26 protein-coding genes, 1 tRNA gene and 1 pseudogene are annotated in these 25,003 nt (G+C 71.7%); 13 read left to right on the top strand and 15 right to left on the bottom strand.

What is annotated here, in order from left to right:
• Window positions 1-29 precede the first annotated feature (29 nt).
• Entirely contained in the window at window positions 30-1,385 is a 1,356-nt protein-coding gene (gene dnaB / locus AB0D67_RS11445; protein ID WP_362932526.1) for a replicative DNA helicase, read from the top strand.
• Window positions 1,386-1,480: 95 nt separating this feature from the next.
• On the opposite strand, the gene AB0D67_RS11450 is transcribed toward dnaB, so the two are convergent.
• Window positions 1,481-1,882 (bottom strand): MerR family transcriptional regulator, encoded by a 402-nt coding sequence (locus tag AB0D67_RS11450; RefSeq protein ID WP_362932528.1) that lies wholly within the window; start codon window positions 1,880-1,882, stop codon window positions 1,481-1,483.
• 90 nt (window positions 1,883-1,972) lie between these two features.
• Between AB0D67_RS11450 and AB0D67_RS11455 the strand changes: the two genes are divergently transcribed.
• Complete coding sequence (locus AB0D67_RS11455; protein WP_362932530.1) at window positions 1,973-2,677, top strand: SDR family NAD(P)-dependent oxidoreductase; 705 nt, start codon at window positions 1,973-1,975, stop codon at window positions 2,675-2,677.
• Window positions 2,678-2,861: 184 nt separating this feature from the next.
• Here AB0D67_RS11455 and AB0D67_RS11460 read toward each other — a convergent pair whose 3' ends face one another.
• The 4 genes from AB0D67_RS11460 to AB0D67_RS11475 form a co-directional block, all read right to left on the bottom strand.
• A complete protein-coding gene (locus tag AB0D67_RS11460; RefSeq protein WP_362932532.1) occupies window positions 2,862-3,770 on the bottom strand; it encodes a pentapeptide repeat-containing protein in 909 nt (302 codons plus the stop codon).
• Window positions 3,771-4,221: 451 nt separating this feature from the next.
• Window positions 4,222-5,820, bottom strand: coding sequence for an ABC-F family ATP-binding cassette domain-containing protein (locus tag AB0D67_RS11465; protein ID WP_362932534.1), 1,599 nt, complete (start codon window positions 5,818-5,820; stop codon window positions 4,222-4,224).
• 281 nt (window positions 5,821-6,101) lie between these two features.
• Window positions 6,102-6,608 (bottom strand): anthrone oxygenase family protein, encoded by a 507-nt coding sequence (locus tag AB0D67_RS11470; protein WP_362932536.1) that lies wholly within the window; start codon window positions 6,606-6,608, stop codon window positions 6,102-6,104.
• Between the two features lie 152 nt (window positions 6,609-6,760).
• The gene (locus AB0D67_RS11475) at window positions 6,761-7,582 is read right to left on the bottom strand and encodes an NAD(P)H-binding protein (RefSeq protein ID WP_362932538.1); all 822 of its coding nucleotides are present in this window, start codon (window positions 7,580-7,582) and stop codon (window positions 6,761-6,763) included.
• Window positions 7,583-7,945: 363 nt separating this feature from the next.
• Here AB0D67_RS11475 and AB0D67_RS11480 point away from each other — a divergent pair, with 363 nt between their 5' ends.
• Together AB0D67_RS11480 and AB0D67_RS11485 are read left to right on the top strand one after the other, a co-directional pair.
• On the top strand, window positions 7,946-8,932 hold the full coding sequence (locus tag AB0D67_RS11480; protein WP_362932540.1) for an AraC family transcriptional regulator: 987 nt from the start codon (window positions 7,946-7,948) through the stop codon (window positions 8,930-8,932).
• A 39-nt stretch (window positions 8,933-8,971) separates the two neighbouring features.
• Window positions 8,972-9,115: pseudogene (locus AB0D67_RS11485) on the top strand (winged helix-turn-helix transcriptional regulator); the annotation flags it as partial.
• Here AB0D67_RS11485 and AB0D67_RS11490 read toward each other — a convergent pair.
• Window positions 9,112-9,567: an Lrp/AsnC family transcriptional regulator gene (locus AB0D67_RS11490; protein WP_362932542.1), complete on the bottom strand. Its 456-nt coding sequence runs from the start codon at window positions 9,565-9,567 to the stop codon at window positions 9,112-9,114. The pseudogene AB0D67_RS11485 and the gene AB0D67_RS11490 sit on opposite strands and share 4 nt — an antisense overlap.
• A 101-nt stretch (window positions 9,568-9,668) precedes the next feature.
• Between AB0D67_RS11490 and AB0D67_RS11495 the strand changes: the two genes are divergently transcribed.
• Complete coding sequence (locus AB0D67_RS11495) at window positions 9,669-10,610, top strand: SMP-30/gluconolactonase/LRE family protein (protein ID WP_362932544.1); 942 nt, start codon at window positions 9,669-9,671, stop codon at window positions 10,608-10,610.
• A 49-nt stretch (window positions 10,611-10,659) separates the two neighbouring features.
• Here the strand turns inward: AB0D67_RS11495 and AB0D67_RS11500 are convergent, their stop codons facing one another.
• Together AB0D67_RS11500 and AB0D67_RS11505 are read right to left on the bottom strand one after the other, a co-directional pair.
• Window positions 10,660-11,394, bottom strand: coding sequence for an ABC transporter permease (locus AB0D67_RS11500; RefSeq protein ID WP_362932546.1), 735 nt, complete (start codon window positions 11,392-11,394; stop codon window positions 10,660-10,662).
• On the bottom strand, window positions 11,391-12,290 hold the full coding sequence (locus AB0D67_RS11505; RefSeq protein ID WP_362932548.1) for an ABC transporter ATP-binding protein: 900 nt from the start codon (window positions 12,288-12,290) through the stop codon (window positions 11,391-11,393). The genes AB0D67_RS11500 and AB0D67_RS11505 overlap by 4 nt, the downstream gene beginning before the upstream one ends.
• A 132-nt stretch (window positions 12,291-12,422) precedes the next feature.
• On the opposite strand from AB0D67_RS11505, the gene AB0D67_RS11510 reads away from it, so the two are divergent.
• The 4 genes from AB0D67_RS11510 to dnaN all read left to right on the top strand — a co-directional run bounded on the left by AB0D67_RS11510 (window position 12,423) and on the right by dnaN (window position 18,464).
• Window positions 12,423-13,946 carry a sensor histidine kinase gene (locus AB0D67_RS11510; protein ID WP_362932550.1) on the top strand — a complete coding sequence of 508 codons (1,524 nt, stop codon included), beginning with the start codon at window positions 12,423-12,425 and terminating at the stop codon, window positions 13,944-13,946.
• 2 nt (window positions 13,947-13,948) lie between these two features.
• Window positions 13,949-14,605 carry a response regulator transcription factor gene (locus AB0D67_RS11515; RefSeq protein ID WP_362932820.1) on the top strand — a complete coding sequence of 219 codons (657 nt, stop codon included), beginning with the start codon at window positions 13,949-13,951 and terminating at the stop codon, window positions 14,603-14,605.
• A gap of 216 nt (window positions 14,606-14,821) precedes the next feature.
• Window positions 14,822-17,104 (top strand): cellulose binding domain-containing protein, encoded by a 2,283-nt coding sequence (locus AB0D67_RS11520; RefSeq protein ID WP_362932552.1) that lies wholly within the window; start codon window positions 14,822-14,824, stop codon window positions 17,102-17,104.
• Window positions 17,105-17,366: 262 nt separating this feature from the next.
• Complete coding sequence (gene dnaN, locus AB0D67_RS11525) at window positions 17,367-18,464, top strand: DNA polymerase III subunit beta (RefSeq protein ID WP_362932555.1); 1,098 nt, start codon at window positions 17,367-17,369, stop codon at window positions 18,462-18,464.
• Between the two features lie 114 nt (window positions 18,465-18,578).
• On the opposite strand, the gene AB0D67_RS11530 is transcribed toward dnaN, so the two are convergent.
• The 6 genes from AB0D67_RS11530 to upp all read right to left on the bottom strand — a co-directional run bounded on the left by AB0D67_RS11530 (window position 18,579) and on the right by upp (window position 22,694).
• Window positions 18,579-19,268: a FadR/GntR family transcriptional regulator gene (locus AB0D67_RS11530; protein WP_362932557.1), complete on the bottom strand. Its 690-nt coding sequence runs from the start codon at window positions 19,266-19,268 to the stop codon at window positions 18,579-18,581.
• Between the two features lie 107 nt (window positions 19,269-19,375).
• Window positions 19,376-20,734 (bottom strand): helix-turn-helix transcriptional regulator, encoded by a 1,359-nt coding sequence (locus AB0D67_RS11535; RefSeq protein WP_362932559.1) that lies wholly within the window; start codon window positions 20,732-20,734, stop codon window positions 19,376-19,378.
• Window positions 20,735-20,865: 131 nt separating this feature from the next.
• Window positions 20,866-21,393: a PH domain-containing protein gene (locus AB0D67_RS11540; RefSeq protein WP_362932561.1), complete on the bottom strand. Its 528-nt coding sequence runs from the start codon at window positions 21,391-21,393 to the stop codon at window positions 20,866-20,868.
• A complete protein-coding gene (locus tag AB0D67_RS11545; protein WP_179821737.1) occupies window positions 21,390-21,548 on the bottom strand; it encodes a hypothetical protein in 159 nt (52 codons plus the stop codon). Before AB0D67_RS11545 ends, AB0D67_RS11540 begins: the two co-directional genes overlap by 4 nt.
• Before the next feature lie 139 nt (window positions 21,549-21,687).
• A complete protein-coding gene (locus AB0D67_RS11550; protein WP_362932563.1) occupies window positions 21,688-21,918 on the bottom strand; it encodes a hypothetical protein in 231 nt (76 codons plus the stop codon).
• A 137-nt stretch (window positions 21,919-22,055) separates the two neighbouring features.
• Window positions 22,056-22,694: a uracil phosphoribosyltransferase gene (upp, locus tag AB0D67_RS11555; RefSeq protein WP_362932565.1), complete on the bottom strand. Its 639-nt coding sequence runs from the start codon at window positions 22,692-22,694 to the stop codon at window positions 22,056-22,058.
• Window positions 22,695-22,864: 170 nt separating this feature from the next.
• Between upp and AB0D67_RS11560 the strand changes: the two genes are divergently transcribed.
• From AB0D67_RS11560 to AB0D67_RS11575, 4 genes are all read left to right on the top strand, one after another.
• Window positions 22,865-23,374: a tRNA adenosine deaminase-associated protein gene (locus tag AB0D67_RS11560; RefSeq protein ID WP_362744539.1), complete on the top strand. Its 510-nt coding sequence runs from the start codon at window positions 22,865-22,867 to the stop codon at window positions 23,372-23,374.
• A gap of 16 nt (window positions 23,375-23,390) precedes the next feature.
• Window positions 23,391-23,882, top strand: a complete 492-nt coding sequence (locus AB0D67_RS11565) for a tRNA adenosine deaminase-associated protein (RefSeq protein WP_362932567.1) — start codon at window positions 23,391-23,393, stop codon at window positions 23,880-23,882.
• A gap of 154 nt (window positions 23,883-24,036) precedes the next feature.
• The gene (gene tadA, locus AB0D67_RS11570) at window positions 24,037-24,480 is read left to right on the top strand and encodes a tRNA adenosine(34) deaminase TadA (protein ID WP_362932569.1); all 444 of its coding nucleotides are present in this window, start codon (window positions 24,037-24,039) and stop codon (window positions 24,478-24,480) included.
• Window positions 24,481-24,504: 24 nt separating this feature from the next.
• Window positions 24,505-24,594, top strand: a tRNA-Ser gene (locus tag AB0D67_RS11575).
• An 82-nt stretch (window positions 24,595-24,676) separates the two neighbouring features.
• Here the strand turns inward: AB0D67_RS11575 and AB0D67_RS11580 are convergent.
• A complete protein-coding gene (locus AB0D67_RS11580) occupies window positions 24,677-24,976 on the bottom strand; it encodes a type II toxin-antitoxin system VapB family antitoxin (protein ID WP_362932571.1) in 300 nt (99 codons plus the stop codon).
• Window positions 24,977-25,003: the final 27 nt, after the last annotated feature.

The following is a 25,003-nucleotide window of genomic DNA, read 5'->3' on the forward strand; positions in this document are numbered from 1 at the left end:
GTAAATTTGTTCGAAAGAGGGGGTGCCCGGTGAGCATCGCGGAGCCGCCGGTCTTCGAGTCCGGATTCGAACGCACCCCTCCGAACAACATCGAGGCCGAGCAGTCCGTCCTGGGCGGCATGCTGCTGTCCAAGGACGCCATCGCCGACGTGGTCGAGGTCGTGCGGGCCGACGACTTCTACCGCCCCGCCCACCAGATCATCTACGACATCATCACCGAGCTCTACGGCCGGGGCGACCCCGCCGACGCGGTCACCGTCTTCGGTGAGCTGCAGAAACGCGGCGAGGTGGCCCGCGTCGGCGGCGGCGCCTACCTCCACACCCTCACCGCCGTCGTGCCCACCGCCGCGAACGCCGGCTACTACGCCCGGATCGTCCGCGAGCAGGCCATCCTCCGGCGGCTGATCGAGGCCGGCACCCGCATCGTCTCCTTCGGCTACGGCGGGCAGGACGAGGAGGTCGACGAGATCGTCGACCGCGCCCAGGCCGAGATCTACAAGGTCACCGAGCGGCGCACCTCCGAGGACTACGTCCCGCTGGCCGAGATCATGCCGGGCGCCCTCGACGAGCTGGAGGCCATCGGCGGCCGGAACGGCCAGATGGTCGGCGTGCCCACGGGCTTCCAGGACCTCGACGCCCTCACCAACGGCCTGCACCCCGGCCAGATGATCGTGGTCGCCGCCCGACCCGCGATCGGCAAGTCCACTTTGGGGCTGGATTTCGCCAGATCTGCCGCTATCAAGCACGGTATGACGACTGTCGTCTTTTCTCTGGAAATGTCCAGAAATGAGATTACGATGCGTCTGCTGTCCGCCGAGGCCCGGGTGGCGCTGCACAACATGCGGTCCGGCACGATGACCGACGACGACTGGGCCAAGCTGGCCCGGCGGATGGGTGAGGTGGCCGAGGCGCCGCTGTTCATCGACGACTCGCCCAACATGTCGATGATGGAGATCCGGGCCAAGTGCCGCCGCCTCAAGCAGCGCAACGACCTGCGGTTCGTCATCATCGACTACCTCCAGCTGATGTCCTCGCCGAAGAAGACCGAGAGCCGTCAGAACGAGGTCTCGGAGATCTCCCGGGCGATCAAGCTCCTGGCCAAGGAGCTGGAGGTGCCGGTCATCGCCATCTCGCAGCTCAACCGAGGCCCGGAGCAGAGAACCGACAAGCGGCCGATGGTGAGCGACCTGCGCGAATCCGGAAGTATCGAGCAAGATGCGGACATGGTCATCCTGCTGCACCGGGAGGACGCCTACGAGCGCGAGTCACCCCGGGCGGGCGAGGCCGACCTGATCGTGGCCAAGCACCGTAACGGCCCCACCGCGACGGTCACCGTGGCGTTCCAGGGCCACTACAGCCGCTTCGTCGACATGGCCCCGCACTGACGACCACGACGCCGTAGGAGCCCGGGTTCCGCTTCGGAGCCTCGACGCCGGCCGCACCTCAGCGGAGCCCGTGCGGTGGCGCCGGGCTCCCGATGTCAGGCCCGGCGGTCCCGCTCGCGTCGGCCGGACGTGTCGCCCGACCGCCGTGGGACGGCGGCGAGAAGGGTGTCGAGCGCCTGCTGGGACGACTGGAGCCGGGTGATCGCTTCCGAGATGCGGCGACGCTCCTGTCGCAGGCTGGTGACCATCCCGGGACAGGCGGACGGTATGAGCCGTTCACCTTCGTCGTGGACGCAGTGCAGCAGGCGGGCGATGACCGCGGTGGGCAGGCCGGCGGCCAGAAGTGTGCGAATGCGCCGCACCGTGGCGACGTCCGATTCGGAGTACTCACGGTATCCGTTCGCGAGACGTAGCGGCTGGAGCAGCCCCTGCTCCTCGTAGTAGCGCAGCAGCCGCCGGCTGGCCCCCGTCCTGTCCGCCAGGGTGCCGATCCGCATGTGACTTCCCCGGGGTTGACCTTCACATCGATGTGACACCTTAACGTTCCGGTTGTCGGCGATCATCCATGGAAAGAGGGGGAGTCAACGATGCCGGGAGCAGTGATCATCGGAGCCGGTCCGGGGATCGGCCGTTCGGTCGCCCGCCGGTTCGCGCGGGAGGGACTGCCGATCGCCCTCATCGCGCGGACCACCGGAACGCTCACCGATGTGACCGAGGCGGTTTCCTCCTTCGGCGTGCCGGTCGTCTCGCTGACCGCCGACAGCGCCGATGAGACGGCGTTGCGCGCCGCTCTCGACACGGCGGCCGAGGAGTTCGGGATCCCTGACGTCGTGGTCTACAACGCGGCGATCATCCAACCGGACCGGATCGGAGAGCTGAGCGGCAGAGGCCACCTGGATGCCTGGGCGGTCAACGTGGTCGGAGCCATCACCGCCGCCGCCCACGCCGCACCGGCGATGGCCCGGCGCGGAAGCGGTTCGTTCATCATCACCGGCGGAATGCCCGAGCCGAAGCCGCAGTATGTCAGCCTCTCGCTCGGCAAGGCGGGGGTGCGAACCCTGGTGGCCCTGCTCGACCAGGAATACGGGCCCTCCGGGGTCCACGTCGCCGGCGTCACCGTGGACGGTCCCGTGGCCGCGGGTACGGCCTTCGACCCCGACGACATCGCCGAGCACTACTGGCGGCTGCACACCCAGCCGCGGCACCGATGGCAACGGGAGGTCCTTCACAGCGATCCCGGCGTCATCGGGGACGAAGCCGTCGCGGACGACTCCGCTCCGGTCTCCCCGTGATCGACGCCGGCGGGCATCGCGGTGCCGGACCCCGGGCGGGAGCCGGGAACGGGGCCGGCGGGTCGTGGGCGGCAGGGGCGAGATCCCGCTCCCGCCGGGACGCGGGCCGTACGGCGGCCGGGCGCCAGCGGGCCGTACGGCGGGCGGCCGGGTGTCAGCGGGCGGTACGGCGGGCGGCCGGGTGTCAGCGGGCCGCGGCCTCGGCGGCGGGTGACCAGTGCGCCGGATGGGTGAGCGCCGGCGGCAGCTTCGTGGTGGCGTCGCCCCGGGCCGCGTCGAGCTGCGACTGGATGAGGAAGATGCTCCCGGTGAGATCCGCGCCGCGCAGGTCGGCGCCGCGCAGGTCCGCCCCGATGAGGTCGGCCCCGCGCAGATCGCCGCCGCGCAGGTCGGCGTCGATGAGGTAGGCGCCCCTGAGGCTGGCCCCGCGCAGGTCGGCCCCCCTGAGTCTGGCGCCGATGAGGTCCGCCCCGCGGAGGTCCTTCCCCGGGCCCTTGCCCGCGCCCCTGCCCTGGCTCTTGCCCCGGCCCTTGCTCCGGCTCTTTCCGGCTCCGCCGTCCCGCACCGGGGCGTTCGCGCGGGCCAGTTCGCTCGCGCGCAGCAGCAGGGCGTTGACGTCCCGCCGGTGGGCCTCCAGGTCCAGCTCCAGCAGCGCCTCCGGATCGGCGCGGGTGAGGCGCTCGGTCTCGTCGAGCGCGCGGCCGAGCTCGGCGTGGATCGGGCGGGCAGGGCGCAGGGCGAGCGCCTCCGTGAGGTACCACAGCAGCTCGTGGAGCTGCCGCATGACCGGGAACACCTCGAACATCCGGCCGGCCGTCTCCGGGAACCGCCGCCAGTCGCGTCCGCCGAAGGTGACCTGGGAGATCTTCTGGCCGGCTCCGAAGCAGTCGAAGACGGTGCAACCGGTGAACCCCCGCTTCCTGAGGTCGCGGTGGATGCCGCAGCGGAAGTCGTCCCGGAGGTTGGGGCAGGCCTTCCCGGCGGGTTTGTCGATGGCGAAGTCGGAGGAGGCGGCGAAGGCCGGGGCGACGCAGCACAGCGCGAAGCACTTCTCGCAGTCGGCGCGCAGGTCCCGGCGGTCGGGCCGGCCCACGGGCGCCGGAGCGCCCGGGCCGCCGGGAGCGTCAGAAGCGGCCGGAGCACCCGGAGTACCCGGAATGCCCGGGGCGTCCTGGACGTCGGGTCGGGGCTCGGCGTGTTCGCGCTGCTCGGACAACGTGGGTGATCTCCTGCCGGGCCGGACGGCCCACCGCGGCGTGCTCGGGTCGGGCCCGGCGTCCCGTCCGGGGCGGACGGTGTCCTCGCGGACGGCGGACCCGCGAAAAGGGCGGCCGGTTCCACCGGGCTCACCGGCTGAAGGGTACCTCCGGAGACCACGCGGCCGTTCATCCGGCCTCCCCGCCCCAGGGCTCCGTCCCGCCTCCGGGTGTGTGCGCCGGGAGGCGGGACGGGACCGGGCGGCGGGACGGCGGGGCAGAGCGCTCACTCACCGGCGGCCACAGGCACCGAGTCCGCCGCCCGAACAGCCGACCCGGCGGCTCCCGTCAGTCGAGCGGCACCAGGCCGGCGTAGCCGGGCGACCAGAGGTCCTCGACGCCGTCGGGCAGCAGCAGGACCCGGTCGGGTTCGAGCGCATCGACCGCTCCCTCGTCATGGGTGACGAGCACGATGGCCCCGCGGTAGCCGCGGATCGCGCCGAGGATCTCCTGCCGGGAGGCCGGGTCGAGGTTGTTGGTGGGCTCGTCGAGCAGCAGCACGTTGGCGCTGGAGCAGACCAGCGTGGCCAGGGCGAGCCGGGTCCTCTCCCCACCGGACAGCACTCCCGCCGGCTTGCCGGCGTCGTCGCCGGAGAACAGGAACGAGCCGAGGATCCGCCGGGCCTCGCCGTCGGTGAGGTGCGGCGCGGTGCCCGCCAGGTTCTCCCGGACCGAACGTGTGAGGTCCAGCGTTTCGTGCTCCTGGGCGTAGTAGCCCAGGCGGAGCCCGTGCCCGTGGACGACCGCGCCGGTGTCGGGCCGCTCGCGTCCCGCCAGGATCCGCAGCAGGGTCGTCTTGCCCGCGCCGTTCAGGCCCAGGACGACCACCCGGCTGCCGCGGTCCACGGCCAGGTCGACGCCGGTGAAGACCTCCAGCGAGCCGTAGGACTTGGACAGGCCGGTCGCGGTGAGGGGGGTCCTGCCGCAGGAGGCCGGTTCGGGCAGCCGGATCCGGGCGACCTTGGCGGCGCGCCGTTCGGGTTCGAGGTCGGAGAGCATGCGGTGGGCCCGGCGGGCCATGTTCTTCGCCGCGCTCGCCGTACCGACGCTGGCGCGCATCCTGTCCGCCTGGGCGAGGAGGGAGCCGGCCTTGCGTTCGGCGTTCACCCGTTCGCGCCTGCGCCGCCGCTCGTCGGTCTCGCGCTGGGTGAGGTACGCGCGCCAGCCGACGTTGTGGACGTCGATGACGGCGCGGTCGGCGTCCAGGTGGAAGACCCGGTTGACGGTCGCCTCCAGCAGTCCGGTGTCGTGGCTGATCATGATCAGCCCGCCCCGGTAGGAGGCGAGGAAGTCGCGCAGCCACCCGATCGAGTCGGCGTCGAGGTGGTTGGTGGGTTCGTCGAGGAGCAGCGTGTCGTGGCCGGCGAACAGGACGCGGGCCAGCTCGACCCTTCTGCGCTGCCCGCCGGACAGGGTGCCCAGCGGCTGGGCGAGCACCCGGCCGGGCAGTCCGAGGCCGGACGCCGCCTGGGCGGCCTCGGCCTCCGTGGCGTACCCGCCGCGGGCGAGGAACTCCTCCTCGGCGCGGGCGTAGGCCCGCATCGCCCTCTCCCGGGCCGTCCGGTCGTCCGAGGCCATCGCGAGCTCGGCGGCGCGCAGCGAGCGGACGACCTCGTCGAGGCCGCGGGCGGACAGGATGCGGTCCCGCGCGGTGACGCCGAGGTCGCCCGTCCGGGGGTCCTGGGGAAGGTGCCCGACGGAACCGACGACGGTCACGGTGCCGGCGGCGGGCTGCTCCTCACCGGCGAGGATCCTCGTCAGCGTGGTCTTGCCGGCGCCGTTCCGGCCGACCAGGCCGATCCTGTCGCCGGGGGAGACGCGGAAGGAGGCGTCGGAGAGCAGGGTGCGGGCGCCGACGCGGACATGGACATCGCTTACGGTAAGCATGGAGATACGCTCCGGATTCGCTCAAGGACACAGGAAGGACGCGGAACCTGTGTCCGAGCTAGGAGATCCGGGGCGAAGCCATGCCGGTCATCTTAGGAAGGGGCCGGCCGCGGCGTCGAAGGGTTTTCCGTCGCCGGGCGTTCTCCCGGCGTCGTTCCCGGAGGCCCGGCGCGCCCGCCGGGCCTCCGGCATCCCGCCGTGCGGCCCTTTCCCACGTCGCCCGGACGGTCTCCGCGATGCCCCGCGTGATCCGATCCGGGCGGCCCCCGTGCGCTCCGCCCCTACGCCCCTACGCCCGGGGCGGCCGACGCCCCGTGGACCACCAGGGCCCAGGCGAGGCAGCCGAAGGCCGCCGTCGACGACGCCGCGCGGACGACGTTCCAGCGCACCCACGCCGCCTCGAACTGCTCGCGCGCCGCCGCGAGATCACCGGTTCCGGCCGCGGCGAGCCGGTCGTTGAGCGGCACGCTGACCGCGAAGGTGACGGCCAGGACGAGGCCGTACAGCAGGAGGGCGGCCACGATCCAGGGCAGCGCGCCCCGGCCGTCCCCGCGCAGGTGCAGCGCCGCCGCCAGCAGGGTCAGCACCAGCGCGCCGCCGAAGGCGAGGGCGAACCAGCCGTTGAGGATGGCCACGTTGATCTGCCGCATGGCCTCGACGAAGGTACGGTCGCCGCCGCGGCCCAGGCCGGGCATGACCGCGTAGGCGAAGGCGGCGAACAGGCCGGCCGTGAGGCCCATGGCGAGGGTGGACGCGACCAGGGCGGCGCTTCTGAACAACTCGAACATCGCTTTCTCCATGAACAGGGTTCGGACGTCCGCACGGGAGGCGGCCCCTTCGGGAGTGGGCGCGGGCCCGCCCCGTACGGGCCGGGCGGGCGCGGGCCGCTTCGGCGGCGCGGGTCTCCGGTGCCCGGACGATCCGGCGTGGCCAGGTGCGGTCAGACGTTCCAGACGCCGGTCGCGGCGGTCTCGCGGGCGTAGCCGGTGAAGTCACGGGGCTCCCTGCCCAGGACGCGCCGGACGTCGTCGGTGAGGTGGGCGTTGCGCCCGTCCAGGACCTTGGCGAACAGGCCTGCCAGCATGGCCGCCTCCCCGGCCGGTACGCCCTGCCCCACGAGCCCGGCGGCGTACTCCTGTGTGGAGACCGGGACGTACCGGACGTCCCTGCCCGCCGCCTTGGTGATCTCCCGCGCCGCGTCGGCGAAGGTGAGCAGGCGGGGACCGGTCAGCTCGTGGATCCGGCCCGCGTGGCCGTCCTGTGTCAGCGCCGCGACGGCGACGTCCGCGATGTCCTCGGCGTCGACGAACGGCTCCGCCACCGTTCCGGCCGGCAGGGCGATCACTCCGTCGAGCACCGGTCCCAGCAGGTGGTGCTCGCTGAAATTCTGGGAGAACCAGCTCGCCCGCAGGATCGTCCAGTCGGCGCCGCACGCCTCCACCTCCCGCTCGCAGCCGCGGGCCTCCTCCTCACCCCGGCCCGACAGCAGAACCAGTCGCCGGACCCCGCTTCCCGCCGCCAGACGGGCGAACGCGCCGATCGTATCCACCGATCCGGGGGCGGCCAGGTCCGGCTGGTAGGTCACGTACACCGCCTCCGCACCCCGCAGCGCGGGGGCCCAGGTAGCCGGCTCCTCCCAGTCGAACGGGAGCGCGGCCGAGCGAGAGACGGCCCGCATCGGCAGGCCCCGGGCCGCGAGCCGCGCGGCCACTCTGCGGCCGGTCTTGCCCGTGCCGCCCACAATCACCGTCGTCTTCTGCATGTCCCCAGTCAAATATCACTCGATGAGACTTTCCATGGCGGAAAAGCTCACTCCCATATTCGATCGTCTACCTTGGGAAGTGAGTGCACTAGTGACCCTGCGGACCATGCGTCATGAGCGGCGCCGCCTCCGTCGCGGGCGGCGCCCCTCCATCGGACTCCGTGGCGAGCGGTGGATCAGGCCGGCGTCGACGGCCTCGGCTGTCGCCGGTCGGGCCATGCGCCTCGGGCCGGTCCGCCGCCCGGCGTCCGCCTCGTCCGGGCCCCGGATCCCAAGTCATCTCCGACTTCGGTGAAGCACCCCGGGTGAGACCCTTAATGTTTGGAAGATATTATTTCATATTCAGGCGTCTAGGATGGCGCCATGGACGCACTCGCCGGGCTGCTGGACGGGCCGCGGGCCCACCGGGCCTTCCTGCTGCGCTCGATCCTGGATCCCCCGTGGTCCCTGCGGATCCAGGATGAGGCGCCGCTCACCCTGGTCACCGTGACGCGGGGCCGGGCGTGGATGATCCCCGACGACGGTGAGGCCGTACGGCTGGACGCGGGGGACGTCGCGATAGCGCGCGGGCCCGAGCCCTACACGGTCACCGACGACCCGGCCACCCCCTGGCAGGTGGTGATCCATCCGGGCCAGCGCTGCACCACCCTGGGCGGCGAGCCGCTGGAGGAGGAGATGGGCCTCGGCGTGCGCACCTGGGGCAACGGCCCCGGCGGATCGACGGTGCTGCTCACCGGCACCTACCAGCTGCGAGGGGAGGTCAGCGGGCGTCTGCTCGCGGCGCTGCCGCCGATGCTGGTCCTCCCGGGGGAGGCCCGCGACCATCCCCTGACCGCGCTGCTCGACCGGGAGATCGTCAAAGACGACCCGGGCCAGGAGGCCGTCCTCGACCGGCTGCTCGACCTGCTCCTCATCACCGTGCTGCGGACGTGGTTCTCCCGGCCCGAGGCGGAGGCCCCGGCCTGGTACCGGGCGCACGCCGACCCGGTGGTCGGCCGCGCGCTGCGGATGATCCACAACGACCCGGCCCACCCCTGGACCGTGGCCGGGCTGGCCGCCGGGACCGGAGTGTCCCGGGCGTCGCTGGCACGCCGCTTCACCGAACTGGTCGGCGAGCCGCCCATGACGTTCCTCACCGGCTGGCGGCTGGCCCTGGCCGCCGACCTGCTGCGCGAGACCGACGCCACCGTCGGCGCGGTGGCCCGGAAGGTCGGCTACGGCGGTCCGTTCGCTCTCAGTGCCGCCTTCAAGCGCGTGCTCGGCGTCAGCCCGCAGCGATACCGCGAGGCGGGAGCCCCCGGGACCGGAGAGACCGGAGCCGCGACCGCGGCCGGACGGCCGGGCGCGTGACGATCCGGGCGGCCGGATGCGTGACCGGTTCCGGTCCGCGTCGACTACGCCCTCACCGACCTCGGCCGGGACCTCCAGCCGGTCATGCGGGCCATCAAGTCGTGGGCCGAGAGTCACATCGAGCAGGTGCGCGCCGCCCGCGAGTCCTACGACCGCGGATCCGAGGTGCCCCGGGAGCGTTAGGGCCGGTCGCCGCGGGGGTCGGGGGGGCGCTCGAAGAAGGTCTCCAGCACCACCACGGTCCGGGTGCCGGTGACGCCGGGCACCTCGTGCAGGTGTCTCAGCACGGCCTGCAGGTCCTCGGTGCTGGAGGTGCGCACCTTCACGAGCAGCGAGGCGGATCCGGCGACGACGTGGGCCTCCTCGATCCAGGGGAGCGCGGCCAGCGCCTCCGCCGTCTCCGTGCCGCCCACCCACGCGTTGGCGTCGATCATCACGAACGCGGCCACGCCCTTGCCCACCGCCGCCGGGTCGACCTCCACCGAGGTCCGTCTGATCACTCCGCGCCGGCGGAGCTTGCGCACTCGCTCGTGGGTGGCGCCGCTGGACAGCCCGACGGCCTCGCCGAGCGCCGCGTAGGACTGGGTGGCGTCGGCCTGGAGCAGGGCGAGGAGTTCGCGGTCGATGTCGTCCACGATGACATCGTAGTGCCGAACCACAGTCTGTATTTCGTCACTTGACCGAATGGTGTCCTGTGAGATTAGGTTCACACAGGATTCGATTCGGAAGGTGTGACATGGAAGTGATCGAGGCGCGGTTCGAGGTCCTGGACGACCGGTTCCGGGCGTGCCGGGGCGACGACCGCATCGAGCGGCTCGCCACGGGCTGCCGCTGGGCTGAGGGCCCGGTCTACTTCCCCGCGGGCCGGTACCTGCTCTGGAGCGACATCCCCAACGACCGGATGCTCCGCTGGGACGAGACGACCGGCGCGGTCGGCACGTTCCGGCAGCCCGCCGGTCACGCCAACGGCCACACCGTCGACCGCGAGGGCCGGCTGGTCTCCTGCGAGCAGGGGAACCGCCGGGTCACCAGGACCGAGCACGACGGCTCCGTCACGGTCATCGCCGACCGGTGGCGGGGGCGGAGGCTGAACAGCCCCAACGACGTGGTGGTGCGGTCGGACGGCTCGGTCTGGTTCACCGATCCGTCCTACGGCATCGACAGCGACTACGAGGGGCACCGGGCGGAGAGCGAGATCGGCGCCTGCCACGTCTACCGGGTGGACCCGGTCACCGGGGAGGCCGCGATCGTGGCCGACGACTTCGTCCGCCCCAACGGACTGGCGTTCTCCCCCGACGAGTCGGTGCTCTACGTCGTCGACACCAGGGCCGGTCACCTGCGGGCGTTCGAGGTGGGCGAGGACGGCGCGCTCACGGGCGGCACGGTGCTCGCCACCTGCTCCTCCGGGGTCTTCGACGGCCTCCGCGTGGACACCGGCGGGCGGATCTGGGCCGCGGCCGGGGACGGCGTGCACTGCTTCGACCCGGACGGCACGCTGATCGGGAAGATCCGCTTCCCCGAGGCGGTGTCCAACCTGTGCTTCGGCGGCGCCAAGCGCAACCTGCTGTTCGTCACCGCCACCACCTCGCTCTACTCGATCATGCTGACCGTCAACGGCGCCACCCGGCCCGCGGCCCCGGGCCGCCGTGACCCGGCCGGCGCAGTCCGGGTGCCGTGATCCGGACACCGGCGCCGTACCCGGGCGGCGTCGCCGGTGCCCGTCCGCGTCACTCCCACCGGAACAGCCGTGCCGCCACCGCGCCCGTGACCAGTACGGTCACCGCCATCACCGCCAGGTGCAGCGGCTGCGGCGCGTGGCCCGCCCAGGTGTCGCGGATCGCCTGGCCGAACGGAGCCATCGGCAGGAAGTCGCCGATCCGCCGGAGCAGGTCCGGCATCAGCTCGCGGGGGATCCACATGCCCGCCATGAACAGCAGCGGGAACATCAGCAGCGAGCCGATCCCGGGCGCGACCTTCGCGTTGGGCGCGACCGCGGCGATCAGCAGGCCGAGGCCGAACACCGAGGCGGTGCCGAGCACGAACACGACCGCGAACGCCGGGAGGTTCCCGGGCACGGCCACGCCGAGGAACAGGTGGCCCAGCGTGATCAGCAGGGCGGTGGCGACGATCGCCACCACGAGGTTGTTCACCACCTGGGCGACCAGCAGCCGGACCGGGCTTACCGGGGTGGTGGACAGGCGGCGCAGCACGCCCCTCTCCCGGTAGGCGACCAGCGTGCCCGGCAGCACCGACAGCGCCATCGTGGCCACCGACAGGATCACCATCATGCCGGGGAGCTGGGTGTCGATGACCCGCTGCCCGCCCATCGCCGGGTCCGGCTCGCCGAAGCCGGGGATGCTGCCCAGCCCCAGCAGGAGCGCCAGCGGAAGCAGGATGGCGAAGATCGGCCCGGCCGGATCGCGGAGGAAGAGCTTGGCCTCGGTGATGATCATCTTGTTCATGCGGAGATCTTCTTTCCGGTCAGTGCGAGGAAGGCGTCGTCGAGCCCGGCCTGATCGACCCGCAGGTCGGCGGGCGTGACACCGGCGGCGGACAGGACGGAGACGACCGCGGGGAGGAGGTCGCCGGTGCCGGAGACCTCGATCCGGCCTCCCTCGTGCCGCACCCCGGTCACCTCCGGCAGGGCCCGGAGCGCCGCGTCGTCGAACGGGCGGGAGGGCCGGAACCGTACGCGCTGCGGGCTGCCGATCCGCGACACCAGCCCCTCCGGGCTGTCGAGGGCCACCACCTTGCCCGCGTCGATCAGCGCGAGCCGGTCGCAGAGCCGTTCGGCCTCCTCCATGAAGTGGGTGACCAGCACGATCGTCACCCCGTCGGCGCGGACCTGCTCGATGAGCTCCCAGGTGTCGCGGCGGGCCTGCGGGTCCAGGCCCGTGGTCAGCTCGTCGAGGATCGCCACGCGGGGCCGGCCGACCAGCGCCAGGGCGATGGACAGCCGCTGCTGCTGGCCGCCGGAGAGCTTGCCGTAGTGGGCGTCCCGCCTGGCGGTGAGCCCGACCCGCTCCAGCAGCTCGTCGGTGTCGGCGGGCGCCGGGTAGAAGGAGGCGTACAGGTCGAGCGCCTCCCACACCTTGATCTTGTCCGGGAGCGCGGAGCTCTGCAGCTGCACGCCCAGATGCCTCCTGATCTCGGCGCGGTCCAGGCCGCCGAGCACCCGTACGGTGCCGGAGTCGGGGACGCGCAGGCCCGCCACGCACTCGACGGTGGTGGTCTTGCCCGCGCCGTTGGGGCCGAGGACGCCGAAGATCTCGCCCTCCTCGACGGTGAACGAGACGCCGTCCACCACGTTCCTGCCGCGGTATCCCTTGCGGAGATCGCTGACTTCGATGACCTTCATGACGACGACGTTAGGAATCCGGCGGATCAGGCGGAATCCATCTGGGCACCCGGCGGGGTGTACCCAGCCACACCCCGCGGAGTGCGGCCGGCGTCATTGGGCCGGCGGCGCCGATCGTCCACACTGTCAGACATGAGACGACACGCGGTGACCCTCGGCCGGGCCCTGGCGCTGGGAGGCATGGCCCTGACTGACGTCCTCCTGCTCGCGGCGGCCCTGGTGACCGCCGTTCTCGCCTCTCTGGGCCTGGTCTTCTTCTTCCTGCCCATGGTCGGTCTGGTCAGGCGCCGCGCCATGCTCGCCAGACGTCTGACCGGCACGTGGCTGGGCGTCGCGACGGAACCGCCCTACCTGCCGCCCCCGCCCCCTCCCCGGCCCCAGCCCGACGGCTGGTACCGCTACGAGCGCCAGCTCTACAAGACGCCGCGGTGGCCCGCGTGGCACGAGCGCTGGAAGTGGATGTTCACCGACCCGGCCACCTGGCGGGATCTGGCCTGGCTCTCCCTGAACCCGATCGTCGGCGGAAGCCTGCTGTTGCTGCCCCTCGCCGCGGTCTGGTGCGGCCTGGACCTGCTGGGGCGCTGGACACCCCTGACGGTGCCGTCGGGAGTCGTCGTCGCCGTGGCCGGGGTGGCCGCAGTGCCCTGGCTGCTGCGCCTCTACGGCTGGTGGACCCGCCTGTGCCTCGCGCCCACCGCCAGGTCCGTCCTGGCCGGGCGGGTCCGGCGGCTCGACCAGCTCAGGACGGAGACGGCCGACTCCCAGGCGGCCGAGCTGCGGCGGATCGAGCGCGACCTGCACGACGGCGCACAGGCGCGGCTGGTGGCCATGGGCATGACGCTGGGCGCGGTCGAGGAGCTGATGGACTCGGACCCCGAGGCGGCCAAGGCCCTGCTCGCCAAGACGCGCGAGGCGTCGTCGGTGGCGCTCACCGAGTTGCGCGCCCTGGTCAGGGGCATCCACCCGCCGGTCCTGGCCGAACGCGGCCTCGGCGACGCCGTACGCGCCATGGCGCTGGACAGCCCGCTGAAGGTCACGGTCACCGCGAACCTGAGCAGGCGGTCCCCCGCGCCCGTCGAGTCGGCGGTCTACTTCTCGATCAGCGAACTGCTCACCAACGCGGCCCGGCACGGAGGCGCGGACCGCGTGTGGATCGACATCGGCGTCCGGGACGGGTCGCTGCGGGTGACCGTCACCGACGACGGCTCGGGAGGCGCCGACCCCGCCCGGGGCAGCGGCCTGCGCGGGATCGAGCGGCGGCTGGCGGCCTTCGACGGGGTGCTCGCGCTGAACAGCCCGCCCGGCGGCCCGACCACGGCCACCATCGACCTCCCGATCGAGGGGAGCGGGGACGCGCCCGAGGGCGGGCCGGCGCCGAAGGGCTGGCGGCTCGCCGTGCTGGTCCTGGGCTGGGGGCTGGGCTGGCTCCCCCTGTTCCCGCAGGGCCTGGTCGCGATGGGCATGAAGATCTTCGGATCCGACGCGAAGAGCTGGTTCCTCGCCCTCCACCTGCCCGAGCCGTGGCAGTGGCCGATGATCGTCTTCAACATCCTCCTCGGCCTGACCATGTACGGCGGGGCCATGGCGATCACCTCCGCGCACTCGCACCGGCGGCTGATCGAACGGGCCGGCCCGGCCCTAGGGTTGGACGGGTGAGCCTGCGAATCGTCATCGCCGAGGACCTCCACCTGCTGAGGGAGGGCCTGGTCCATCTGCTCCAGGCCCACGGGTTCGAGGTCGTCGCGGCCGTCGAGAGCGGCCCCGAGCTGCTGCGGGCGCTGGTCGCCGAGCGCCCCGACGTCGCCGTGGTGGACGTACGGCTGCCGCCCACGTTCACCGACGAGGGCCTCCAGGCCGCGCTGGCCGCCCGCAGGGAGGTCTCCGGCCTGCCGGTGCTCGTGCTGTCCCAGCACGTCGAGCAGTTGTACGCGCGCGAGCTGCTCGCCGACGGCTCCGGCGGGATCGGCTACCTCCTCAAGGACCGGGTGTTCAACGCCGGGCAGTTCGTCGACGCGGTCCGCCGGGTCGCCGGCGGGGGCACCGCGATGGACCCCGAGGTGATCGCCAAGCTGCTGGCCAGCAACGCCCGGCACGAGCCGCTGGGCGCGCTGACCCCGCGGGAGCGGGAGGTGCTGTCCCTGATGGCCGAGGGGCGCTCCAACGCCGCCATCTCCCAGCGCCTGTACCTCAGCGAGAGCGCGGTCGGCAAGCACACGGCGAGCATCTTCGGCAAGCTCGGCCTCACCCCGTCGGACGACGACAACCGCAGGGTCCTCGCCGTCCTGGCCTATCTCGACGCGGCCCGGGACCTGTGAAACTTTCGGCCCGCCCCCGGGTGCGGGGCCGGGCCGCCCGGCGGAACGCCGCAGCTCACGGGGCGGTGCGGGGCGGCGCCGGCCCGCCGTACGGCGCCGGCCCGGCCGGAGGGGTGGCGCGCCGGCGACCGATGGCGGTTTGATCGGCCTTTGAAAACGCTTTCCGACACCGTGGTCGTCGAAGCGCCTCCATCCGATCAGCCGCAGGGGTGAAGAATGCACAGACAGCACGGACCATCCCTCCGCCACGCGCTCGCCGCCTGTTCGGTGGCCGGGGTCGCGCTCGCCGCCGGCCTGCAACCGGTCACGGCGCACGCCGCGGCGGGCTGTCGCGTCGACTACGCCGTCACCTCCCAGTGGGGCGGAGGCTTCACGGGCGACGTGAAGGTGACCAATCTCGGCGACCCGGTCAACGGCTGGACGCTGACCTGGAGTTTCTCCGCCGGACAGCAGGTGACGCAGGCGTGGAACGCGACCGTCACCCAGAGCGGCGCCCAGGTGACGGCCAAGGACGCCGGATACAACGCGGCGCTGGCCACCGGCGCCGCCGCGACGTTCGGGTTCAACGGCTCCCTGACCGGCTCGGCCAATCCCGTCCCGGCGGCGTTCGCGCTCAACGGCGTCGCCTGCACCGGCTCCACCGGTCCCACGGCCACCCCCACCGCGACGCCGACCGTGACGCCCACGGCCACTCCCACGGCGACGCCGACCGTGACCCCGACGGCGACCCCCACGACGCCCCCCGCGGGGGCGCGGCAGGTGGAGGACCTCGACCGGGGACTGATCAGCGCCCGGTCGGGCACCGGCAACTTCGTCGCGTGGCGGCTGCTCGGCACCGACCCGGCGAACGTGGCCTTCAACCTCTACCGGGGCGGGACGAAGGTCAACGCCACCCCCATCACCGGCTCGACGAACCACTTCGACGCCGGCGCCGCGGCGGACGCGTCGTACACCGTGCGCCCGGTCGTCGACGGCGTCGAGCAGGCGGCCTCCGAAGCCTCCCTCCGCTTCGGCGGCGGCAACTACCTCGACGTGCCGATCCAGCCGCCCTCCGGCGGCACCACCCAGGACGGTGTCGCCTACACCTACGCGGCCAACGACGCCAGCGTGGGAGACCTCGACGGCGACGGCCGCTACGAGTTCGTCCTCAAGTGGGACCCGACCAACTCCAAGGATAACTCCCAGTCCGGCTACACCGGAAACGTCTACGTCGACGCCTACCGCCTCGACGGCAGCCGGATGTGGCGGATCGACCTCGGGCGCAACATCCGCGCCGGCGCGCACTACACGCAGTTCCAGGTCTACGACTACGACGGGGACGGCCGCGCCGAGGTCGCGATGAAGACCGCCGACGGCACGGTCGACGGCGCCGGCCGGACGATCGGCAACGCCTCGGCCGACCACCGCAACTCCAGCGGCTACGTCCTGTCCGGCCCCGAGTACCTCACCATGTTCGACGGGCGGAGCGGCGCGGCCCTGTCCACCGTGAACTACGACCCGCCGCGCGGCACGGTCTCGTCGTGGGGGGACTCCTACGGCAACCGCGTCGACCGTTTCCTGGCCGCCACCGCCTACCTGGACGGCTCGCGGCCGTCTCTGATCATGTCGCGCGGCTACTACACCCGCGCCGTCATCGCGGCCTGGGACTTCCGCAACGGCTCGCTGGTCGAGCGGTGGAAGTTCGACAGCGACAGCGCCGGAAGCCAGTACCGCGGCCAGGGCAACCACAACCTCTCGGTCGCCGACGTCGACTCCGACGGCAAGGACGAGATCGTGTTCGGCGCGATGGCGATCGACGACAACGGCCGGGCGCTGTGGAATAACGGCTACGGGCACGGCGACGCGCTGCACGTCGGCGACCTCGACCCCTCCCGGGCCGGGCTGGAGGTCTTCAAGATCTCCGAGGACACGAGCAAGCCCGCCGCGTGGTTCGCCGACGCCGCCACCGGAAGGGCCCTGTGGAGCAACGCCTCCTGCGGCTGCGACAACGGCCGCGGCGTGTCGGCCGACGTGTGGGCGGGCAGCCCCGGCGCCGAGTCCTGGTCGGCGGCCGTGGACGGCGTCTACGACACCAGGGGCCGGAACGTCGGCCGCAAGCCCTCCTCGATGAACTTCCTCGCCTGGTGGGACGCCGACCCGGTCCGTGAGCTGCTGGACGGCACGCGCATCGACAAGTACGGCACGAGCGGCGAGAGCCGCCTGCTGACCGCGAGCGGCGTGCACTCCAACAACGGCACCAAGTCCACCCCGTCGCTGTCGGGCGACCTTTTCGGCGACTGGCGGGAGGAGGTCGTCTGGCCGACCACCGACAACAGGGCGCTCCGGATCCACACCACCACCGCGGTCACCGACCGGCGGATCCACACGCTCATGCACGACACCCAGTACCGGGTGGCGATCGCCTGGCAGAACACCGCCTACAACCAGCCGCCGCATCCGAGCTTCTTCATCGGGGACGGCATGGCCACCCCGCCGCGGCCCAACGTGTACGTGCGGTAGACGGACGCCGGACCGGAGGACGCGTCCGGTGAGAGCACCCGGCCCGGTGCTCTCACCGGGCCTCCGGCTCCTCACCGGACATCCGTTCCCGCAAAGGGCATCCGTTCCCCCGAAGACATCCGGCTCCGCCCAGGAGCCGCCCGGCTTCCGGGAAGCACCGGATCGCATGGGCTTCGCGGGAGTTCTGTCGGTCACACCGGCTACCTTCTGATGGATACGGCCCGCGATTCCGCCATGCCGTTCAGGACGAAGGGGTGATCAGGTGAAGTTCCGGGTTAACCGTGATGTCCTGGCCGACGCCGTGGCCTGGTCGGCCAGGGCGCTGCCGAGCCGCCCGACGGTTCCGGTGCTGTCCGGCCTTCTCCTGGAGGCCGGGGACGACCTCGTGCTCTCCGCCTTCGACTACGAGGTCTCCGCCCGGGTGTCGGCCGAGGCCGACGTGGCCGAGCCCGGCCGGGCGCTCGTCCCCGGCAGGGTCCTCGCGGAGATCACCCGCAGTCTGCCCGCCCAGCCGGTGGAGATCGTCACCAGCGGATCCGAGGCGATTCTGACCTGCGGTGACACCGAGTTCGGCCTGCCCACCATGCCGGTGGAGGACTTCCCGGCCCTGCCCCCGACACCGGCGAGGATCGGCGCGATCGGCGGCGGCGTCTTCGCGAGCGCGGTCGGCCAGGTGGCCCCCGCCGCCAGCCGTGACGAGGCGCTCCCCATGCTGACCGGCGTCCGGATCGACATCACCGGCGAGACCGTGACCATGGCGACCACCGACCGCTACCGCATCGCGGCCCGTGAGTTCGACTGGCGACCGGAGCGGCCCGACGTGGCCGCGGCCGCCGTGGTGCCCGCCCGGGCACTCGTCGAGGTGGCGAAGTCGTTGCGCGGGGGCGAGGTGTCGATCGGGCTGGGCGACGGCGTCGCCGGGTTCGAGAGCGTCGACCGCAGCACCACGGTCCGCCTGCTGGACGAGCAGTTCATCGACTACCGGTCCCGGCTGACCGAGGACTGGCCGATCCGGGCCGACGTGCGGGTCGCCCCGTTCGTCGAGGCGATCAGGCGGGTCGGGCTGGTCGCCGAGCGCAACACCGCGATCCGCCTGTCGTTCGACCACGGCCGGGTGTTCCTCCAGGCGGGCGGCGGCGAGATCGGTCGCGGTGCCGAGTCCATGGAGGCCGAGCTGTCCGGTGACCCCATCCAGATCGCCTTCCAGTCGCATTTCCTGCTCGACGGCCTGAACGGGGTCGAGACCGAGTTCGCCCGGATCAGCATGCAGTCCTCCAGCCGCCCGGCGCTCATCACCGAGGTCCCGGGCGACGCCGATCCCGCCTTCCGCTACCTCACGATGTCCCTGCGCGCGGTGTGACACCGCCCGGGGACTTCCCGGCGACGGACCACACACGGATGCGCCCCGCCTCCTCGATGTTCCCCGAAGGGAGAGGAGACGGGGCGCATCCGGTGCGCCGACCGGGCCCGCGGATCAGTTGGACAGTTCCTGGGCCTCGGTCAGGGAGATCAGGATGTGCTCCATGCACGCGTGGCCGGCGCGTTCCGCGGCGGCCACGTCACCGTCCGCGATGGCGCGGGCGATGGCCTCGTGCGGGATGTAGGTGCTGTTGATGGAGGTGCCCGCGGCGGTGATGCTGGCCCGCAGGGCGGCCGAGAAGTCCTCGTAGAGGTCGCTCAGCACCCGGTTGTGGGTCGCCTCGACGACGGCGATGTGGAAGGCGAGGTCGGCCTCGACGAACGCCTCGGGTCCGCCGGACTCCCATGCCCGCTCGCGCTCGGCCAGCGCGCTCTGGATGCGGGCGATGTCGGCGTCGGTGCGCCGGGTCGCCGCCAGGCGGGCGGCCTCGACCTCCAGGGCACGCCGTACCTCCAGGATCTCCAGCTGCTCGGCGGCGCGCAGCCTCCGCTGCATGGCTCCCGAAAGCTCACTCGTCGCGCGGACGTAGGTGCCGTCACCCTGACGGCACTCCAGCAACCCGGCGTGGGTGAGAGCTCGTACGGCCTCGCGTACGGTGTTGCGTCCGACCCCGAGCTGTTCGGCGAGCACGGTCTCGGTAGGGATTTTCGCGTGCATCTGCCAGGAGTTCGATGTGATCTGCTCCTTGAGCTGATCGATCACCTGGTCGACGAGGGACGCACGCTGCGCCGTACGCAGACTCACAGTCCGCCTCCTCCGGGGAAACCAATCATCCTATGAGTCAATGACTGGTAGACCCTAATTATTCCGGAGGCGTGAATACAAATCCAGGTTCGGCGGAGCGCCGATCTCTACCGGGCCAGAGCGGAGTCGACCGTCACCCCCACCATCGCGCTGCGCACTCCGGCGGCTTCCAGAGCCTTACGATACGCGTTAGAGCGTTCCTCGTCCGCGCCGACTCGTCCGTACAGGTCGCCCAGCTCACGCCAGGCCCGTGCCGCCTCCCTGTCGGGTGCGGAACCCGCCGGGCGCGGCTCGTCGAGCAGCTGGCCGGCCCGGTGCAGGATGACCGGCACGTCGCGGTCGCCGTGGGCGAGCGCGATCTCCGCGAGAAGGAGCTGCGCGGTCGCCGCGACGGGACAGGCCTGTCCGTCCAGCATGGCGAGAACGGACGCGGCCAGCCGGGCGGCGTCCTCGGGGGCGTCGCCGGTGAACCGTACCCGGGCGAGGGCGACGAGGCTCCGGGCGTGCTCGTGGACGGCTCCGGGGAACGCGGCGAAGACGCGACCGGCGGAGGTCACCAGCTCCCGGGCCTGCTCCAGCGACTCCTCACCGGTGGACGCGGCCAGCCGCGCCCAGCTCGTCGCGACGCCGGCGAGCCGGAACGCCATCCGGGCCGGACGGCCGGTCGCGATGGCGTCGTCGGCCAGGTGCACGGCCAGGGCGGAGTCCTCGCCCTCGGCCGCGACGAGGCTCGCCCGCCACAGCGCGTGGATCTCGGCGGTGCGGTTGGCCACGACGGGCACGCCGTTGTCCGTCAGCACCCTGCGGATGTAGTCCATGCCCGGCGAGCGCGGCTGCCGGGGGTTCTCGGTCTCCATGAGGGACGCGGCGAGATCGACGGCGACCTCGCCCTGCGTCAGCGCGAGCCTCTCCACCTGGACGAGCGCCTGGGCGGCCAGGTCACGGGCGCGCAGGATGTCTCCGGCACGCTGGTAGCAGCGGCTCAGCGCCACGGTGAGGGGCAGGTCCGCCAGACGCTCGGGATGGGCCGCCGCCTCACGGCGCAGCCACTCGAACGCCTCCACGGCCGGCCCGAGCCTTCCCCGGGCCTCCAGGGCCCGCGCGCGGCCGAACCGCGCGTGCGCGCCCAGCAGGACGTTCTCCTCGCCGGCCACCTTGACGATCTCGCCGAACCGCTCGGCGGCCACGGACGGGTCGCCGTGGAGCAGTTCCAGCTCGGCGTGGCGCAGCCCGAGTTCGGTGTCGATGCGCTGACGCGGTTCGATGCCGTGCAGCAGGAACTCGGTGGTGCAGCCCAGGCGTTCGGCGAGGAGGCGCGCGACCACCGGGGTCGGCGTGCGCTTGCCGGACTCGATGAGAGAGACGTAACTGTCGGAGAGGTCAGGCCCGGCCAGCTGGGCCTGAGACATGCGCCTACTGAGCCGCAGTCCGCGGACGCGGTCACCGATGGTTCCCTGACTCGGCATCTGATCTCTCAGGGCGGGGGATGGTCAATGTTCCCGCCATGATTGCACGAAGCAGTCGAATAAGGTAACCCCGCGTGAAAAATATCGGGTGGACTCTTCTCTAACGTGCCTCCGCAAAGGACGAAGAGGCACTAATCATCGTCGTTGCCTCCGGGGAAGAGCATCTGGCACACCTCGAGGTAGAGCGTCTCGGGGTAGGGGATGTAGTTGACCCTCGACAGGGCCTGGTCCTGGCCGGCCGACTCCAGGACGAACTCGCCGTACCCCATCATGCGGCCGAGCAGCGACCGCTGGAAGCTCATGTCGGTGACCTTGCCCAGCGGCATCATGTCGACCTTGCGGGTGATCAGGCCCGTGGTGAGCAGCATCCGCTTGGACGTGACGACGAAGTAGTCGACCGACCACTCCGCCACCTTCCAGACGAAGCGGATCAGCAGCAGGAGCCAGGCCCACCACACGACGACGAGGGCGGCGCCGCCGCCCTGGTCGCCGAACCACTTGCTCAGCAGTCCGGCGATGATCAGGCCGCCGAAGACCTCGGCGACAGGGCGGAGCAGCACGGCCGGGTGACGCCGCACCATGATGACCTGGTGTTCGTGGGGGAGCAGGTAGCGGTTGACCGACGAGGGAGCTGAGTCCCCGTGGGTCACGAGCCTCATGAGAGATGGGAGACGAACTGGGCCAGAGAGTCGGCCGCGTTGTACACAGTGTCCATTGCGCTCCTCACCGTGCTGGCGGCGTCACCTGGTCGGGTGAACAGGAAGAACGCCACAAAAGCAATACCGCCGTACGTAAGAACCTTCTTGACCTGCACTTCGGCCTCCTGCTACCGCTGACCCACTGCACCCGCCGTATACATTACCCACGCCATTCGCCGGGTAAAGCGCTTCGGTCCATTACGTCTGGCCGCGTTCCACGGACCTGGCGAACCGGACAGAATGGCTTTTTCTCGGTCACCCGCGCTCGCTCGCGACGAGCGCGAGGACCTCGAGATGTTTGCGGGCGATCCGCTCCACCATTCCGGGATGGACGTGGCCGGTCACCTCCAGCGCGCCGTAGTGCGCCGCCTCCACGCAGCGGGTCACCGTGGCGGCCGGATGGATCCCGGAGAACTCGGCCCGCAGCGTGGCGCTGACGCCCTCGTACGGGTCGGGCTCCGCGCCCGGCGTGATTCGCTCGCTCATGGTTCTCCCTGGTGTGCGCCCGCGGCCCTCGCGGACCGGAGCACGCAAGAGCCGCTTTCGCTACTCTGAGTACCCAGAGAGTAACATTACGGAGTCGAAAGCTGCAGAACGTCCCTTCTATCGGAAGGGAAGTTTTCTCAGACGACCCCGTAAAGACGGTCACCGGCGTCGCCGAGGCCCGGGACGATGTAGCCGTTCTCGTTCAGCCGCTCGTCCACCGCCGCGGTGACCAGGCGGATCGGCCGGCCGCTGCCCGCGAACGCCCGGTCCATGTGGGCGATGCCCTCCGGGGCCGCCAGCAGGCACAGCGCGGTCACGTCGTCCGCGCCGCGCTCGAAGAGGAACTCGATGGCCGCGGCCAGGGTGCCGCCGGTGGCGAGCATGGGGTCGACCACGTAGACCTGGCGGCCGGACAGGTCGTCCGGCAGGCGGGTGGCGTAGGTCTCGGCCTTCAGCGTCGACTCGTTGCGGATCATCCCGAGGAAGCCCACCTCGGCCGTCGGCAGCAGCCTCGTCATGCCGTCCAGCATGCCCAGGCCCGCCCGCAGGATCGGCACCACCAGCGGGTACGGCTGAGCCAGCCGTACCCCCTCGGCCGGCGCGACCGGGGTCCGCACGGTCACGTCGGTCACGCGGACGTGCCGGGTGGCCTCGTAGGCGAGGAGGGTCACGAGCTCGTCGGCGAGGCGACGGAATGTGGGTGAATCCGTCTCCGCGTTCCGCAGCACGGTCAGTTTGTGTGCCACCAGCGGGTGGTCGACGACCAGGGTCTCCATGGAGGCCAACGGTATCCGGTATGCCGAGGTGAGGGATAACGGCAGGGTCCGTACGTGATGTGACCCACTTTCACTTTGAGTTTGATCACGATTTGGTAGGAGAGACGTACGCTCGCAGGCTGGTTCTGAAAGCATTGACTTCCGGAGAGAACGCATCGGTGGGGATGGCCATGTCAGATCAAGAGGCGCTCGACTTCGCCATCGTCGTCTACCGCGAGGACGACGTCTGGGAGGCGGAGGTGCTCCCCACCGCCCTCACCTCCGACCTGGACGGCCTGATCTATGCCCTGCGCCAGCAGCCGAGCATGAGCGGCACGATTGGTCTGGTCGCCGTTGGGGATGAGTTCTTCGTGGCGCTAAGGGTTCTCGGCGAGCGGGTGGACGTCTTCCTGTCCGACATCGCCGCCTCCTGGGACTTCCCCCTCGCCGAGCAGGTGCTGGAGTACCTCGACGTTCCGGTGCCGGACGAGGAGGAGCTCGACGCGATCCTCCAGGACGAGGACACCGCCCTTCCCGCCGGGGACCTCTCGATCTTCGCGGATCTGGGCCTCGACGAGATGGAGCTCGGCATCCTCTCCGGCGACGTCGACCTGCTTCCCGAGGACGTGCTGTCCAGCATCGCCGCGCGGCTGGGTTTCTCCGAGCCGTTCGAACGCGCCATCGACTCGATGTTCGGCTGACCTTGGGAGATCGGCCATGTCCTCCAGCCCATCAGCAAGCAGCGTGTTCTCGGCGGCCTTCGTCCGAACCCCCGGCGGGTGGAAGGGCGCGGAGGTCGATCTCGGCTCCGCCGAGACCGCGGACGACCTCGGCGACGCCGTCGCCGAGCATCTGGGACTCGACGGCGACGAACTGGTCCTGCTGTGCGTGGAGGTGGAGGACGAATGGTTCGGGATCGTCCGCTACGACGGCGACAGGGAGCCCCGCACCTTCCTCTCCGACGAGCAGGCCGGTGTCTCGGCGAGGCTCGGGGAGCTCTTCAGCGAGCTGGCCGGGGTCGCGCCGGCCAAGGAGACGGCCGAGATCGGGGTACGGCCCGCCGGCGACTTCGAGCTGCTGGACGATCTCGGCGTCACCTCCGAGGAGCTGATCGAGCTCAGCGTGGAGGAGGGCGTCCTCCCCGCGGACACGCTCTCCGTCATCGCCGAGCGGCTCTCGTTCGCCGACGAGCTCGACAGGCTGCGATGACCGTGACGGCCGTACGGCCGCCGTCGCCGTGACCGGTGGCGGGCGGGGTCCCGGGGCGGGCGGTCCGGGAGACGGAGCCGCGGGCGGACGGGAGACCGGGCCGGGGCCCGCCGAGCCCGGCGGGTCCGGTGTGGAGGCCGGTCACGTCCCCGTGATGCGGCTCGCCCTCGACGAGGCGGCGCGGGCCGGCGCCCGTGGCGAGGTGCCGGTCGGCGCGGTCGTCGTGGACGCCGGGGGCGCCGTTCTGGCCCGGGCGGGCAATGACCGTGAGTCCCTGGCCGATCCCACCGCCCACGCCGAGATCCTCGCGCTGAGGGGCGCCGCGCGGGCGCGCGGCGGGTGGCGGCTGGACGGCTGCACGCTGGTGGTGACCCTGGAGCCCTGCACGATGTGCGCCGGGGCCGCCGTGCTGGCGCGGGTCGACCGCGTCGTGTACGGCGCCGCCGACGCCAAGGGCGGCGCCGTGGGTTCGCTCTGGGACGTCGTCAGGGACCGCCGCCTCAACCACCGGCCCGAGGTGGTGAGGGGCGTTCTGGCCGACGAATGCGCCGGGGTCCTCACCGATTTCTTCTCCGTCAGACGGATGCGCGAGCAATAGCGGTTATCCGGTAAGCTGCTCCGCGGTGGAGTCGCCTAGTGGCCGAGGGCGCACGCCTCGAAAGCGTGTGATGGGGCAACTCATCCGTGGGTTCAAATCCCACCTCCACCGCCACAGCGAAGGGCTCCCGGCCGTCGGCCGGGAGCCCTTCGGTTTTCCGCTCCCCCGCCCCTCCGGACCTCTCCGGCGGGCGGGCTCAGTCGTCCGGCAGCTCCAGCACCCTGGCGTGCAGGACCGAGCGCTGGTGAAGGGCCGACCGCAGCGCGCGGTGCAGGCCGTCCTCCAGGTAGAGATCACCGTGCCACTGCACCACATGCGGGAACAGGTCGCCGTAGAAGGTGGAGTCCTTGGCGAGCAGTGAGTGCAGATCCAGCACCGCCTTCGTGGTGATCAGGGTGTCGAGCCGGATCTGCCGTGGCGGTATCTGCGCCCACTCGCGGTGCGAGAGGCCGTGGTCCGGGTAGGGCCGTCCGTCGCCGATCATCTTGAAGATCACACTATGTAGTTTATGAGAGTATCGGGC

Origin of the sequence: Streptosporangium sp. NPDC048047 (assembly GCF_040653115.1) — a bacterium.
Lineage (GTDB): Bacteria > Actinomycetota > Actinomycetes > Streptosporangiales > Streptosporangiaceae > Streptosporangium.

Excerpts from the sequence above, each read along its gene's own strand:
- AB0D67_RS11465 (WP_362932534.1), bottom strand. The coding sequence starts at position 5,820 with ATGCTTACCGTAAGCGATGTCCATGTCCGCGTCGGCGCCCGCACCCTG.
- AB0D67_RS11500 (WP_362932546.1), bottom strand. The coding sequence starts at position 11,394 with ATGAACAAGATGATCATCACCGAGGCCAAGCTCTTCCTCCGCGATCCG.
- AB0D67_RS11510 (WP_362932550.1), top strand. The coding sequence starts at position 12,423 with ATGAGACGACACGCGGTGACCCTCGGCCGGGCCCTGGCGCTGGGAGGC.
- AB0D67_RS11495 (WP_362932544.1), top strand. The coding sequence starts at position 9,669 with ATGGAAGTGATCGAGGCGCGGTTCGAGGTCCTGGACGACCGGTTCCGG.
- AB0D67_RS11565 (WP_362932567.1), top strand. The coding sequence starts at position 23,391 with ATGTCCTCCAGCCCATCAGCAAGCAGCGTGTTCTCGGCGGCCTTCGTC.
- AB0D67_RS11520 (WP_362932552.1), top strand. The coding sequence starts at position 14,822 with ATGCACAGACAGCACGGACCATCCCTCCGCCACGCGCTCGCCGCCTGT.
- upp (WP_362932565.1), bottom strand. The coding sequence starts at position 22,694 with ATGGAGACCCTGGTCGTCGACCACCCGCTGGTGGCACACAAACTGACC.
- AB0D67_RS11450 (WP_362932528.1), bottom strand. The coding sequence starts at position 1,882 with ATGCGGATCGGCACCCTGGCGGACAGGACGGGGGCCAGCCGGCGGCTG.
- AB0D67_RS11540 (WP_362932561.1), bottom strand. The coding sequence starts at position 21,393 with ATGAGGCTCGTGACCCACGGGGACTCAGCTCCCTCGTCGGTCAACCGC.
- AB0D67_RS11505 (WP_362932548.1), bottom strand. The coding sequence starts at position 12,290 with ATGAAGGTCATCGAAGTCAGCGATCTCCGCAAGGGATACCGCGGCAGG.
- AB0D67_RS11480 (WP_362932540.1), top strand. The coding sequence starts at position 7,946 with ATGGACGCACTCGCCGGGCTGCTGGACGGGCCGCGGGCCCACCGGGCC.
- AB0D67_RS11535 (WP_362932559.1), bottom strand. The coding sequence starts at position 20,734 with ATGCCGAGTCAGGGAACCATCGGTGACCGCGTCCGCGGACTGCGGCTC.
- AB0D67_RS11470 (WP_362932536.1), bottom strand. The coding sequence starts at position 6,608 with ATGTTCGAGTTGTTCAGAAGCGCCGCCCTGGTCGCGTCCACCCTCGCC.
- AB0D67_RS11560 (WP_362744539.1), top strand. The coding sequence starts at position 22,865 with ATGTCAGATCAAGAGGCGCTCGACTTCGCCATCGTCGTCTACCGCGAG.
- AB0D67_RS11455 (WP_362932530.1), top strand. The coding sequence starts at position 1,973 with ATGCCGGGAGCAGTGATCATCGGAGCCGGTCCGGGGATCGGCCGTTCG.
- tadA (WP_362932569.1), top strand. The coding sequence starts at position 24,037 with ATGCGGCTCGCCCTCGACGAGGCGGCGCGGGCCGGCGCCCGTGGCGAG.
- AB0D67_RS11475 (WP_362932538.1), bottom strand. The coding sequence starts at position 7,582 with ATGCAGAAGACGACGGTGATTGTGGGCGGCACGGGCAAGACCGGCCGC.
- AB0D67_RS11550 (WP_362932563.1), bottom strand. The coding sequence starts at position 21,918 with ATGAGCGAGCGAATCACGCCGGGCGCGGAGCCCGACCCGTACGAGGGC.